A 13,156-nucleotide genomic window follows, 5' to 3' on the forward strand; every position below is an offset into this window, starting at 1 on the left:
CCACATAAATCAGGTTATCTGCCTGCACCGGCCAAATCTGGTGATATTTTAGACTAAAAATTCAATAATCCCGCCTTTTAACTAAGCAGAATGAGCTTTCAGTATCTTGGGCCGGTTGACCTAGACTGATCGGTCTATTACCGTAGTGACAGAAATTGACGAACAATTAGTCCATTAATCATTAGGGATCGCCGAACATGTCAAAACTTTTTACACCCATCGTCGTAGGTAAAAAAACTTTACCAAACCGCGTTTTTATGGCTCCGTTAACTCGCCTGCGCAGCATTGAACCTGGCGATATTCCTACTCCGCTGATGGGCGAATATTATGCACAGCGCCACAGTTCAGGTCTGATTATCACTGAGGCGACGCAAATTTCCTTCCAGGCAAAAGGCTACGCCGGTGCGCCGGGACTGCATACGCCAGAGCAAACCGCAGCCTGGAAAAAAATCGTTGCCGGTGTTCACGCCAAAGAAGGTTATATCGCCGTTCAGCTGTGGCACACTGGCCGTATCTCACACTCCAGTTTGCAGCCTGACAATCTGGCGCCAGTGGCTCCTTCAGCCATTGCTGCAGGCACTCGTACTAGCCTGCGTGACGAAAACGGCAATGCCATTCGTGAAGAAACTTCAACGCCTCGCGCGCTGGAAACTCATGAAATTTCGGGCATCGTTAACGATTTCCGCCTGGCGGCAGCCCATTCCCGCGAAGCAGACTTTGACTACATTGAGTTGCATGCCGCGCACGGATACTTGCTACACCAGTTCATGTCTCCGGCATCAAACGTGCGTGACGACCAGTACGGCGGCACTGTTGAAAATCGCACTCGCCTGACACTTGAGGTGGTAGATGCGACGGTGGCAGAAATCGGTGCCGATCGTGTGGGTATTCGCATCTCTCCGCTTGGTCCGTTCAATGGTCTGGACAACGGTGAAGATCAGGAAGCTGCAGCGGTTTATCTACTCGATGAATTGAACAAACGCAATCTGGCATACCTGCACATCTCCGAGCCAGACTGGGCCGGCGGCCAGCCTTACAGCGAAAAATTCCGTAAAATTATTCGCCAGCATTATCAGGGCGTGATAGTTGGCGCAGGCGCTTACAGTGCCGAGAAAGGCGAAGAATTGATTGCCAAAGGCTACATTGATGCCGTCGCCTTTGGTCGTAGCTACATTGCCAACCCGGATCTGGTCGAGCGCCTGAAAAGCCACGCGCCACTAAACGCCCCACAGCCAGAAACCTTCTACGGCGGCGGTGCCAAGGGCTATACCGATTACCCAACACTGTAAATTATCGTTAATCCAGACTTTAGATTAGACAGTGTTTAACGAGTGTACAGTCGTGGCGTCTATTACAGACAAAACGGCTGTATTACGTTAGTCTACTTGTTCGATAGTATTTAACTGGCAATAGTATTTAACTGGCAATCAGAGGGAATTATGCGTTTACTCCATACCATGATCCGCGTTGGCGATATGCAGCGCTCCATTAAATTTTATACTGAAGTACTGGGCATGCGAGTGCTGCGTACCAGCCAAAATACTGAGTACAAATACGATCTGGCTTTCGTTGGCTATGAAGATGAAAGCAAAGGCGCTGTCATTGAACTGACCTATAACTACGGCGTTGACAGTTATGACCACGGCACCGCTTTTGGTCATCTGGCGCTGGGCGTCGATAACGTGGCACAAACTTGCGAAGACATCCGCAAAGCCGGTGGTAGCGTAGTGCGCGAAGCTGGCCCGGTTAAAGGCGGCACGACTATTATTGCCTTCGTTGAAGATCCAGATGGTTATAAAATCGAGTTAATCGAATCAAAACACGCTGGTCAGGGCCTGGGTAATTAATCCCGCCGGAGACAGCTATCAAGGGCGCGAAGGTTGCGCCCTTTTTTCATTTCATACTCCTTTCCTGCATCTGGCCTGAAAATTTGCCATAATGCGCGCTGAATTCGTTTAAAGATAAGATACCAATGGCTGACAAAAGTGACATTAACGCCCTGAAAGGTCGTTTCCGTGGGTTTTACCCCGTGGTAATAGATGTAGAAACCGCCGGATTTAATGCCCAGACCGACGCCCTGCTTGAAATCGCAGCCGTGACATTGAAAATGGATGAAGATGGTTGGCTGCAAAACGATGAAACGCTGCATTTTCACGTCGAACCGTTTGAGGGATCGATACTTCATCCGGAAGCGCTGGCGTTCAACGGTATTGATCCGACCAACCCCCTGCGCGGCGCTGTCAGCGAATATGACGCGCTACATGCCATTTTTAAGGCGATTCGCAAGGGGATGAAAGAACAGGATTGCAACCGAGCCATTATCGTTGCGCACAATGCTAATTTCGATCACAGTTTTATGATGGCGGCGGCAGAGCGTGCAGGCCTCAAGCGTAACCCGTTCCATCCGTTCGCCACGTTCGATACTGCCGCGCTGAGCGGGCTGGTGCTTGGTCAAACGGTGTTGGCGAAAGCGTGTATCAGCGCCGGGATGACCTTTGACAGCTCACAGGCGCACTCGGCACTGTATGATACCGAGCAAACGGCACATCTGTTTTGTGAATTGGTGAATCGTTGGAAACGTCTGGGCGGCTGGCCTTTGCCTATTGCCGAAGATGAGAACGAAGAGTCAAAATAAGCATTACTGCCGTTTTAGGAGGCAACTGACATAAAAAAAGAGCGGCTAACTGAGCCGCTCTTTCTATTTATCTTTATACGCCGATTAAAACTAAACTACACGCCGATGTAAACTACACGCCGATGTAAACTACTTTAGCCCGGAGAGAATCTACGCAGGGTAGAACTAGCCTCGACGTATAATCAAGCCATTACTCAGGCTGTTCTTCCTGAGACTTATATTTTTCAGCCGTTTCTTTGATCAGCTGCTGCAATTCGCCACGCTGATACATTTCAATCACGATATCACAACCGCCGACCAGCTCACCGTCAACCCACAGCTGTGGGAAAGTAGGCCAGTTGGCAAATTTTGGCATCTCGGCACGGATATCCGGATTTAGCAGAATATCAACATATGCGAAACGCTCACCACAGGCAGAAAGTGCCTGCACGGCCTGAGCAGAGAAACCGCAGCTTGGCAGTTTTGGAGAGCCCTTCATATAAAGAAGAATTGGGTTCTCGGAAACTTGCTGTTGGATCTTTTCAATAGTAGTGGTCATTTTATTGCTTCCTCAAGCCAGTAATTGGCTGTCACGGTCATTACTTATTTAATAAAAACACCAATTTTTATAGGGTTTTTATGTCTTAAACGGATGCATCGCTCTAATGTCAGTGATAGTATCCCTGATTGTTAAAACAGTGCAAAAATAAAGATGCATATAGAATAACATTTTTGTTCTGTGACTTTAACCCACTCGATCATTTAAGGATCTTTTGAATGATGTGAGTTTAACCCTATGAATATTGGTTAATTTTACAGCGCCATAGCTTAAAAAACGCGCTGAAAAAAAGTTATTAACTTTTACTCACAATATGAATTAGAATCGAAGCAATTCGTGCTGTTTTGTCTCCCGCTTTTGGGGAATACTGGGACATCTTTAGATGTTTAACTTCGGCCTAATATTGGTAGCGACGCCATGCGTTTAATGTTTACGCTTTTTGTGCTGCTGTTTACCCAGCTTTTTTTGAATTTGGCGCATGCTTCGCCAACGAATCGTGTTTCTGCTCAACAGGCAGAAAAGCACGTTAGTCAGGCAAAACCTGATGAGCGACGAAAGCGAAAAGTTGTAGCCAGAAGCAATAAAAAGTCAAAAATTGTTCCGGTCAAAGAACAATCAAAAGCCAAAGAACATAGCAAGACCAAAGAACCTGTTCATGCCAAAGCCGCGGTTGAGCACAAGCACCCTACCAGCACTAAGTTGGTGCGACGAAAGAACGAAAAACCGGTAGCAGCCCGACTTGCAAGTCACAAAACTGAAAAGCCGAAAAAAGAAATAACATCAATTACCCGTTCTCTTGCCACCACATCTAATGTGGTTTGTGCGAAAGACGGAAAAAAAGCTTACGGGCGACATCGTAAGCACCAGGCAAAAGCCGATACTTGCGCCCCCCTTACACTAAGCGCGGCACACAAGAAAAAGTATCTACATGCCAAAGAAACCGCGATGAACAAGCTGATGCACCAAGTTGGCAAACCTTATCGCTGGGGTGGAACCTCACCGAGTACCGGTTTCGACTGTAGTGGCCTGGTTTATTATGCCTACAAAGATTTGATGCGCATTAAAATGCCTCGCACCGCCAATGAAATGTACCATTTGCGCGACGCGGCCCCGATACAACGTGGTGAGCTTGAGTCAGGCGATCTGGTGTTCTTCAGAATTACCAAACGCGGCGCAGCAGATCACGTAGGTGTTTATCTCGGAAACGGTAAGTTTATTCAGTCACCGCGTACCGGAGAAGACATCAAAATCAGTTATCTGGCAGATAACTACTGGCAAGATCACTATGTAGGTGCACGCCGCGTAATGACGCCAAAAACGATTCGTTAAATAATGATTTCTCGCTTAACACCTGTGAATAGCATTTAACGAATGGTTTAAATTTAACGCCGTCGGCGGAATAGATAAAATAGTCAAGGGCGATTTCTGCGATAAGAAATCGCCCTTTTTGTTTCCTCATTCCCTCATTTAAGCCATTCAATGCGCTGAGTTAAGGCGAAAACACAAATTTGGCTTCCCCTTTTTTAAGATATAAGAGAAAATTAGCGGTTACCACGCTGTGTGCCCGGCCGTAGTTGACCGACGCTTCTTTCAGGCCCTCCTGGAACCATCCAACGATTTGACTGCATAAAATGATTTACGCAGTTGAATGCACGCAGGCAAACGATTAACAAAAAACTAACGTGCTGGAAAGGGTTAGTTCAGGAGTGATTTTTACATGGCCACGATCAAAGATGTCGCTAAGCGCGCAGGTGTTTCGACTACAACCGTGTCGCACGTCATCAATAAAACCCGTTTCGTCGCCGAAGAAACCAAAGCTGCAGTCCGCGCAGCCATTAAAGATTTGCACTATTCCCCGAGTGCCGTAGCGCGCAGTCTGAAGGTTAATAATACAAAAACCATTGGACTGCTGGCGACCTCAAGCGAAGCGCCCTACTTTGCAGAAGTTATTGAGGCTGTAGAGAACAGCTGCTTCGCCAAAGGCTATACGCTTATCTTATGTAATTCGCACAATGATCTGGAAAAACAGAAAGCCTATCTACAGATGCTGGCGCAAAAGCGCGTCGATGGCCTGCTGGTAATGTGTGCTGAATACCCGGATGAACTGCTGGCAATGTTAGAAGAGTACCGCTCGATCCCGATGGTCGTTATGGACTGGGGCGAAGCACAGAATGACTTCACTGACTCAATTATCGATAACGCCTTTGCGGGGGGGTATCTTGCTGGCCGCTATCTTATCGAACGCGGTCATCGTGACATTGGCGCGATCCCGGGACAACTGAACCGCAACACCGGCGGCGGTCGTTATCGTGGTTTCTTGAAAGCATTGAGCGAAGCGAATATTCCAGTTCGCGATGAATGGGTCGTGCAGGGTGATTTTGAACCAGAATCTGGCTATCAGGCAATGCAACAGATTCTCAATCAGAAACAGCGACCTACTGCCGTATTCTGCGGCGGTGACGTAATGGCGATGGGCGCAATCTGCGCTGCCGATGAAATGGGCCTGCGCGTTCCGCAAGATATCTCGGTGATGGGTTACGATAACCTGCGAAACGCGCGTTATTTCTCTCCGGCACTGACTACGGTTCATCAGCCGAAAGAGCGTCTGGGCGAAATGGCCTTTACTATGCTGCTCGACCGCATTATCAGCAAACGCGAAGTTCAGCAGACTATCGAAGTCAAACCGAAACTGGTTGAAAGGCGCTCGGTTGCCGATGGTCCATTCCGCGACTATCGCCGTTAATTTCTGCCCTGCAATTAAAACACGTCTGCTCTTACAGGCGTGTTTTTACCTCAACCACTCCTGATTCAACGTTTCACTGTCACCTAAATAATTGAGCAGCCAGTCCAGCGCAGGCGAGTGATTTTTCTGGTCCCAAGTCAGGCAGCAAGGGCTCTCGGGGAAACTGTTAGCCAATTTCAACACCGCCAGCTTGTTCTCGGTGATTTCCCTTTCTACCATGTGCACTGGCAGCATGCCGACACACAGCCCCTCGCATAAGCAGTCAATCGCACAGGTCCAGTCAGGCACCACTAGCCGCCGCTGATTGTCCAGTGTCCAGGTATCGCGTTTAGGCAAGTTTCTTGAGGTATCTTCAATACATAGCGCAGGGTAAGGTCTTAATGCTTCGTCGTCCAGAGCCTGCTGCTGCTCGGCCAAAGGATGTTTTGCGCTGACCACACAGTGCCACGGCAGTGTCCCCATGTCGCGGAAACTGAAACGGCCGCCAACCGGCACTGCGCTAGTGGCTCCAATAGCGACGTCCGCACGATCGTCTGCCAGCGCGTCCCAAACCCCGTTAAATACTTCGCCCTGAATCTGCAGTTCTGTATCGGGAAAAGCGCGATAGAAATCGACCACCAGCTGCCTGACTCGGCGCGGCTTGACGATACGGTCAACGGCAACCCGCAGCTGCCCGCTCCAGCCATTGGCCACCTGCTGGCATTGACGCCTGGTGGATAGCATTTTTTTGATAAGTATGCGAGCTTCATCAACAAAAAGCCGACCCGCAGGTGTCAACTCTACATCACGATGGCGTCTGTGAAACAGAGGCACGGCCAGCCATTCCTCCAACTGCCGCACTTGATAACTAATAGCCGATGGAACTCGGTTAAGCTCCTGCGCGGCGGCAGTAAAGCTGCCATTTCTGGCAACGGCGTCCACCACTTCCAGTGAATATTCAGACCACATGCCGCCCTCCTTTCTGCTTGCACATCACTTCACCCTTCTGCTTTCAAATTTTTTAATCGCATAGTGCAAATATTAACGTTTCACAACCACTAAGCCAAGCAGATACACTCCCGTGCTTCAAGTACCCTACGATACTTTTGACTGCTTTTTAGATTAATAAGAGAACATCATGAAACCCTCATTTGGATTTTTACTTTATCTTGCCGGCTTGAGCATGCTTGGCTTTTTAGCCACCGATATGTATTTGCCCGCATTTGGCAGCATGCAGGAAAACCTGGCGACCTCAGCCAGCGCCATAAGCTCAAGCCTGAGCATTTTCCTTGGCGGTTTTGCCGTCGCTCAGCTGTTTTGGGGCCCGTTGTCGGATCGTTTTGGCCGCCGCCCGATCTTGCTGAGCGGGCTGGGCCTGTTCTCAATGAGCTGTCTGGGGATGATTTGGGTACAGAGTAGCGAACTGTTACTGGTGCTGCGTTTTTTACAGGCAGTCGGCGTTTGTGCAGCGGCGGTAAGCTGGCAGGCTCTCGTCGTAGATCGCTACTCTTCTGAGGTAGCCAAGCGCACCTTTGCCAGCATCATGCCGCTGGTGGCGCTCTCTCCAGCTTTGGCCCCGCTAGTCGGCGCCTATGTGCTTAATCATTTCAATTGGCGGGTTATATTTGCCTTGCTGCTGGTGATCGGCGCGCTGCTGCTGTTCTTTACTTTGACATTAAAAGAATCGCGCAAAACGGCTGCACAGCAATCTCAGCCACAAAGCGGGCTTGCGGCAATGCTCACATCGCCAGTGTATAGCGGTAACGTACTGATTTATGCAGCAAGTTCGGCTGGATTTTTTGCCTGGCTCACCGGTTCGCCGTTTATTTTAAGCAATATGGGGTATGGCCCATCGGCAATAGGGCTCAGCTATGTGCCTCAAACCATTGCATTTTTATTCGGTGGTTACGGCTGCCGTATGTTGATCGCCAAAATTGATGGCTCTCGACTACTACCCTGGCTTTTATTCGGCTATGCTTTTAGCGTTATTTCACTATATTTAATTGCAACATTAACGCAGGCGACGCTAACGGGATTACTTATTCCATTCTGCTTTATGGCTTTGGTTAATGGCGCCAGTTACCCAATTGTCGTTGCCAATGCATTAATGACATTTCATGCCAATACAGGAAAGGCAGCTGCGTTGCAGAATACCATGCAGTTGGGATTGTGTTTTTTATCGAGCATGCTGGTTTCGACTTTTATCGAACAGCCATTGGTTTCCACAGTCACGGTAATGCTGACAACGGTAATTTTGGTTGGAATAGGTTATTGGTTGGTGGCGCGTTCAGCCAAAGAACAGAAGTCTGGACATCCAGAAGCAAAGCATGCTAACTGATTGAAATAATACCCTGCGTTACAATAACTTGAACAATATATGCGCCTGTTACGATTTAATATTGAGAATGGGCGCTGTCGAGCTTATACTCAATTCAACATAACAAAATAACACTTTTACAAAACTTTTATCACAAGTAACTTTTGGGCGCGGGTAACGCGTCACATTTAATAGTGCAAGGATGTTTCACCGCGGCGAATATTCGTCAGGTGTCCTCTGTATTTTCCTCTGTTCATAGTCATATATCAGATAAGGCGGGTTACCCGTCTGTTCTCATTAGACCTGCCGATAGCCGACGCTTTTTAAGCAGGTTAATAAGTCAGAAGAGAAAGTGATGGAGAAGCTATGAGTTCATCGTGTGTAGAAGACCTGAGTATTCAAGATAATCAGTGGTACCGAATCGCGAGCGAAATGTTAACTATGGCTGGCATTGAGGTTAATGGAACCCGCCCTTTTGACATTACCGTTAAAAATCCCGATTTCTTTAAGCGCGTCCTGCAGGAAGGTTCTCTCGGTCTCGGCGAAAGTTACATGGACGGTTGGTGGGAATGTGAACGACTCGACATTTTCTTCCAGCGTGTTGTCGCCGCCGGGCTGGAAAGCAAGCTTCCGCATCATTTGAAGGACACGCTGCGCATTGCTGCGGCAAGACTGACTAACCTGCAATCCAGAAAACGCGCCTGGATCGTCGGTAAAGAACATTATGACCTCGGCAACGACCTGTTCAGCAAAATGCTTGACCCGTATATGCAATATTCTTGCGGATACTGGAAAGACGCCACGACGCTTGAACAGGCTCAAGAAGCCAAATTGAAAATGATCTGCGATAAACTTCAGCTTCAGCCGGGGCAACGCCTGCTTGATATTGGCTGTGGATGGGGTGGTCTGGCGGAATATGCTGCCCGGCATTATGGCGTTAGTGTATTTGGCGTCACTATCTCGGCAGAACAGCAAAAGATGGCTCAGCAGCGTTGCGAAGGCCTTGACGTGACTATTTTGCTGCAAGACTATCGTGATCTCAATGACCAATTTGACCGCATTGTCTCGGTCGGGATGTTCGAACACGTTGGGCCTAAAAACTACCAGACCTATTTCAACGTGGTAAAACGCAATCTCAAACCGGAAGGTCTCTTCCTGCTGCACACCATCGGTGCCAATAAAACTGATCTGAACGTCGATCCGTGGATTGATAAATATATTTTCCCGAATGGCTGCCTGCCATCGGTAAAACATATTGCCCAACACACTGAAGGGCTGTTCGTAATGGAAGACTGGCACAATATCGGGGCGGACTATGATCGCACTCTGATGGCGTGGTATGAACGTTTCCTGCAGGCTTGGCCGACTATTGCCGATAACTATACCGGCCGTTTCCACCGTATGTTCAGCTATTATCTGAATGCCTGCGCCGGTGCATTCCGCGCGCGTGATATTCAGCTGTGGCAAGTGGTTCTTAGCCCGAATGGCGTTGACGGCGGTATTCGCGTGCCGCGATAAGCGCTGTGACGACAAAGTTTATATGCTAAAAAGCCGAAAACAGGTGAACTGTTTCCGGCTTTTTTAATAGCTATATTTCACTGCTGTTCAGATAGCTTATCTCACAGAAAATCTTCTTTCGGCCGCTGTTCAGCTAATGCCGCAGCGGCTGCCTGTGCAGCTTCACGGCTGGCAAGTACGCGCTCAACGGTGTCGACGATCGCCTGGGTTTGCGGGTCAATCTCAATATTGATTTTATCGCCCAAGCGTTTGGTGCCCAGCGTAGTGCGCTCCAGCGTCTCGGGGATCAGGTGCACGCAGAAGCGAGTAGGTGTCACCTCGCCCACCGTCAGGCTGATGCCGTCGATGCCGATATAACCTTTGTGCAGAATATATTTCATGTATTCCGGGTGAGGCATGCGGAACCAGATTTGGCGATTATTTTCCGACAACAGGATCTTTTGCACTTCTGCAGTACAAACAATATGGCCGGACATCAAATGGCCGCCAATTTCATCATTAAAGCTTGCAGCGCGCTCCAGATTGACCTCGTCCCCCTCTTTCAGATCGCCGAGATTGGTCAAGCGCAGGGTTTCTTTAATCAGATCAAAACTTACCAGGGAGCCCTCTACTTTTGTTACCGTCAGGCAGCAGCCGTTATGAGCTACTGAAGCCCCCAACGCCAGGTTAGGCAGCATTTCCACGGGCATTTGCACCACGTGAGTTCTGAAATTAGGTTTTTCATCAATTGACACCACTGTGCCTCTGCCCTGCACTATTCCGGTAAACATTAGGCGCGCCTCGCAAATTTAAAATTTATCGCAATTCATAATATTGATAAGTTTGCCGTAGATCCTTAGGAAAACCAAACTCTAATCAGGCTTCACAGCACATCTGCACACCTTCGGCACTGCCGCGGCGTTCATAAAAAATCAATAGAGACTTATCTCAGCTGATTGATAGTTCTCAAAATTTAACCATGCAATTTGCTAAAAAAACCTGACAAGGTACAATCTTTCAGCAATTTCTCACTATATTATCGTCACCCTCGGGTGGCGTTTTTGGTTTATTCAACATTATAAAAAGGTGTAATGCGTGCAGAAGTACCTTACAGAAGCGCGTAGTTTATTGGCTCTCGCGATCCCCGTTATCCTGGCTCAAATTGCACAAACCGCGATGGGTGTTGTCGACACCATCATGGCAGGCTCGGTCAGCGCAACCGATATGGCTGCAGTTGCCGTCGGCACATCAATATGGCTTCCTGCCATATTGTTTGGTCACGGACTTTTATTATCTTTAACCCCAACCGTGGCACATCTGAACGGCGCGGGCCGTCGTGAAAAGATTGGCGATCAGGTGCAGCAGGGCTTTTGGCTGGCCGCCGCCGTTTCACTGCTGGTCATGGTAGTCATTTATCACTGTGACCACATTATTGGCCTGATGCACAATATCGATCCGCTGCTGAAAGAAAAAGCCATCGGCTATCTGCGCGCCATTATGTGGGGCGCGCCAGGCTACCTGTTCTTCCAGGTGTTGCGCGATCAGTGCGAAGGTCTGTCAAAAACCAAACCGGGCATGGTGTTCGGGTTTATCGGACTGCTGGTTAATATTCCTGTTAACTATATTTTTATTTACGGCAAGTTTGGTGCCCCAGCGCTCGGCGGAGTAGGCTGTGGTGTGGCAACGGGGACGGTGTATTGGGTGATGTTCATCATGATGCGCATCTATACCAAACGTGCCTATTGGATGAAAGATATCGTCGCCACAAAATCTTTCGCCAAACCTGACTGGACGGTGTTAAAACGTCTGGCACAGCTGGGTTTACCGGTAGCGTTGGCGCTATTTTTCGAGGTGACGCTATTTGCCGTAGTTGCCCTGCTGGTTTCCCCACTGGGCATTGTAGCGGTGGCAAGCCATCAAATTGCGCTTAATGTCGGCTCGCTGATGTTTGTCGTGCCGCTATCGTTGGGAGTGTCAGCAACTATTCGCGTCGGATCACGGCTTGGAGAGTCCAATCCTGCAGCGGCAAAAGTTTCGGCTTACACCAGCATCGCCACGGGTATTGTGATGGCGTGTTTCATTGCCAGCGCCGCCGTAGTGTTTCGCGTCCACATCGCGCGGCTGTACAACGATAACCCCGAAGTGATCAGCTTAGCCTCTCACCTGATGCTGTTTGCAGCCATTTTCCAGATTTCAGATGCAGTACAGGTGATAAGCAGCGGCGTGTTGCGCGGCTATAAAGACACGCGATCTATTTTCTATATTACTTTCACCGCCTACTGGATTCTGGGCTTGCCGATTGGCTACCTGTTGGCATTAACGGATTATCTGGTTCCCGCCATGGGGCCAAGCGGATTTTGGTGCGGATTTATTATCGGCCTGACTTTTGCTGCCACCATGATGTCATTACGGATGCGTTGGATACAAAAACAGTCATCGTTTTCGATATTACAACGCGCAGGGCGCTAGTTTTCAATTCAACACGGTGCGCTGTTTTTAGGCAGCGCGCCGCCGTTAATGTGCAAAAAATCAACGCAATGAGCGTTAGCTCACCAATCAAACGCATTATGTCAATAAAATGCATTTTTTCCCTTGCCAGTAATCCGGTAGGTCGTTAATATTCGTCCCCGCTGCCACACTGGCAGGCAGAGATAACGATGCGTCCGTAGCTCAGTTGGTTAGAGCACCACCTTGACATGGTGGGGGTCGGTGATTCGAGTTCACTCGGACGCACCAAATCTGCAGAATCCAGGCTATCGCAGTCTTGAATCTACGTTGTAATTTGCATTTTGATGTGCGTCCGTAGCTCAGTTGGTTAGAGCACCACCTTGACATGGTGGGGGTCGGTGATTCGAGTTCACTCGGACGCACCAAAGCAAACTTCCAGGCAGTTCTTCATCACTTTTCCAAGTCACTCGTCTCTCCTATCACCCCAACCGAAACTTTCAGCCTTTCGTTCAATAATTTTCACATCCTTACCTGGTTTAAATTCGCGCCCAATGTTACCGCCAATTTCCATTTGTTAATGCCTGAAAACAGCTTATAAGCGAACGCCTATTATTTCTGATTAATTGCGCAACAAAGGCGCAGTCAAACTCGCTTTATTGCGCATCCTGCGAATTTTTGTTTGGTTTACCCCCCTCCTACCCTCTATACTAGCAGTAACAAAAACTGGCACAGTTTCTTAGATTGAATGGATTCAGCCCCTTGATCTATCGATATCGTCATAAAACAGGTGTTTTAACTACTGAAACGATTAAAACTCGTCCAGATATCTTTGTGCCCGTCGAACTTTACACAACATTTCTGCCGTACTCGCCTATTCTTAGTAATGTTTTATTCAAACTGAAGCGTTTCCAAAACCAGGTCGTAAATCCATTCAGCGCGGACGGTGACCGTCTTGCCGCCATGCGCACTCTTATCCTATCCATCACAACTTGTAGAAAA

The 13,156-nt window shown here is 48.6% G+C and carries 11 protein-coding genes and 2 tRNA genes; 10 read left to right on the forward strand and 3 right to left on the reverse strand.

Annotated elements, in window-relative coordinates; genetic code table 11:
- The first annotated feature begins 197 nt into the window (after positions 1–197).
- The 3 genes from AB3G37_RS15725 (at position 198) to rnt (ending at position 2,635) form a co-directional block, all read left to right on the forward strand.
- On the forward strand, positions 198–1,289 hold the full coding sequence (locus AB3G37_RS15725) for an alkene reductase (RefSeq protein ID WP_369788414.1): 1,092 nt from the start codon (positions 198–200) through the stop codon (positions 1,287–1,289).
- 150 nt (positions 1,290–1,439) lie between these two features.
- The gene (gene gloA, locus AB3G37_RS15730) at positions 1,440–1,847 is read left to right on the forward strand and encodes a lactoylglutathione lyase (RefSeq protein WP_009635930.1); all 408 of its coding nucleotides are present in this window, start codon (positions 1,440–1,442) and stop codon (positions 1,845–1,847) included.
- 125 nt (positions 1,848–1,972) lie between these two features.
- Complete coding sequence (gene rnt / locus AB3G37_RS15735) at positions 1,973–2,635, forward strand: ribonuclease T (protein WP_009635929.1); 663 nt, start codon at positions 1,973–1,975, stop codon at positions 2,633–2,635.
- A gap of 190 nt (positions 2,636–2,825) precedes the next feature.
- On the opposite strand, the gene AB3G37_RS15740 is transcribed toward rnt, so the two are convergent.
- A complete protein-coding gene (locus tag AB3G37_RS15740; protein WP_009635928.1) occupies positions 2,826–3,173 on the reverse strand; it encodes a Grx4 family monothiol glutaredoxin in 348 nt (115 codons plus the stop codon).
- A 417-nt stretch (positions 3,174–3,590) separates the two neighbouring features.
- Between AB3G37_RS15740 and AB3G37_RS15745 the strand changes: the two genes are divergently transcribed.
- Both AB3G37_RS15745 and purR read left to right on the forward strand, forming a co-directional pair.
- Entirely contained in the window at positions 3,591–4,502 is a 912-nt protein-coding gene (locus AB3G37_RS15745; protein ID WP_369788415.1) for a C40 family peptidase, read from the forward strand.
- A gap of 388 nt (positions 4,503–4,890) precedes the next feature.
- Positions 4,891–5,916, forward strand: a complete 1,026-nt coding sequence (purR, locus tag AB3G37_RS15750; RefSeq protein WP_009635926.1) for an HTH-type transcriptional repressor PurR — start codon at positions 4,891–4,893, stop codon at positions 5,914–5,916.
- Between the two features lie 45 nt (positions 5,917–5,961).
- On the opposite strand, the gene punR is transcribed toward purR, so the two are convergent.
- Entirely contained in the window at positions 5,962–6,864 is a 903-nt protein-coding gene (punR, locus tag AB3G37_RS15755) for a DNA-binding transcriptional activator PunR (protein ID WP_369788416.1), read from the reverse strand.
- Between the two features lie 169 nt (positions 6,865–7,033).
- Here punR and punC point away from each other — a divergent pair, with 169 nt between their 5' ends.
- A complete protein-coding gene (punC, locus tag AB3G37_RS15760; protein WP_369788417.1) occupies positions 7,034–8,233 on the forward strand; it encodes a purine nucleoside transporter PunC in 1,200 nt (399 codons plus the stop codon).
- Between the two features lie 345 nt (positions 8,234–8,578).
- The gene (cfa, locus tag AB3G37_RS15765; protein ID WP_009635923.1) at positions 8,579–9,730 is read left to right on the forward strand and encodes a cyclopropane fatty acyl phospholipid synthase; all 1,152 of its coding nucleotides are present in this window, start codon (positions 8,579–8,581) and stop codon (positions 9,728–9,730) included.
- A gap of 101 nt (positions 9,731–9,831) precedes the next feature.
- Here cfa and AB3G37_RS15770 read toward each other — a convergent pair whose 3' ends face one another.
- The gene (locus tag AB3G37_RS15770) at positions 9,832–10,500 is read right to left on the reverse strand and encodes a riboflavin synthase subunit alpha (protein WP_369788418.1); all 669 of its coding nucleotides are present in this window, start codon (positions 10,498–10,500) and stop codon (positions 9,832–9,834) included.
- Between the two features lie 304 nt (positions 10,501–10,804).
- Between AB3G37_RS15770 and AB3G37_RS15775 the strand changes: the two genes are divergently transcribed.
- From AB3G37_RS15775 to AB3G37_RS15785, 3 genes are all read left to right on the forward strand, one after another.
- Positions 10,805–12,178 carry an MATE family efflux transporter gene (locus AB3G37_RS15775; protein WP_369788419.1) on the forward strand — a complete coding sequence of 458 codons (1,374 nt, stop codon included), beginning with the start codon at positions 10,805–10,807 and terminating at the stop codon, positions 12,176–12,178.
- A gap of 190 nt (positions 12,179–12,368) precedes the next feature.
- Positions 12,369–12,445 (forward strand) — tRNA-Val (locus tag AB3G37_RS15780).
- Positions 12,446–12,505: 60 nt separating this feature from the next.
- Positions 12,506–12,582, forward strand: a tRNA-Val gene (locus AB3G37_RS15785).
- The last annotated feature ends 574 nt before the right edge of the window (positions 12,583–13,156 follow it).

This window comes from Rouxiella sp. WC2420 (assembly GCF_041200025.1).
GTDB lineage: Bacteria > Pseudomonadota > Gammaproteobacteria > Enterobacterales > Enterobacteriaceae > Rouxiella.

Bases quoted from the DNA above. Each gene is read 5' to 3' on its own strand.
- AB3G37_RS15725 (WP_369788414.1), top strand. From the start codon at position 198: ATGTCAAAACTTTTTACACCCATCGTCGTAGGTAAAAAAACTTTACCA.
- gloA (WP_009635930.1), top strand. From the start codon at position 1,440: ATGCGTTTACTCCATACCATGATCCGCGTTGGCGATATGCAGCGCTCC.
- rnt (WP_009635929.1), top strand. From the start codon at position 1,973: ATGGCTGACAAAAGTGACATTAACGCCCTGAAAGGTCGTTTCCGTGGG.
- AB3G37_RS15740 (WP_009635928.1), bottom strand. From the start codon at position 3,173: ATGACCACTACTATTGAAAAGATCCAACAGCAAGTTTCCGAGAACCCA.
- AB3G37_RS15745 (WP_369788415.1), top strand. From the start codon at position 3,591: ATGCGTTTAATGTTTACGCTTTTTGTGCTGCTGTTTACCCAGCTTTTT.
- purR (WP_009635926.1), top strand. From the start codon at position 4,891: ATGGCCACGATCAAAGATGTCGCTAAGCGCGCAGGTGTTTCGACTACA.
- punR (WP_369788416.1), bottom strand. From the start codon at position 6,864: ATGTGGTCTGAATATTCACTGGAAGTGGTGGACGCCGTTGCCAGAAAT.
- punC (WP_369788417.1), top strand. From the start codon at position 7,034: ATGAAACCCTCATTTGGATTTTTACTTTATCTTGCCGGCTTGAGCATG.
- cfa (WP_009635923.1), top strand. From the start codon at position 8,579: ATGAGTTCATCGTGTGTAGAAGACCTGAGTATTCAAGATAATCAGTGG.
- AB3G37_RS15770 (WP_369788418.1), bottom strand. From the start codon at position 10,500: ATGTTTACCGGAATAGTGCAGGGCAGAGGCACAGTGGTGTCAATTGAT.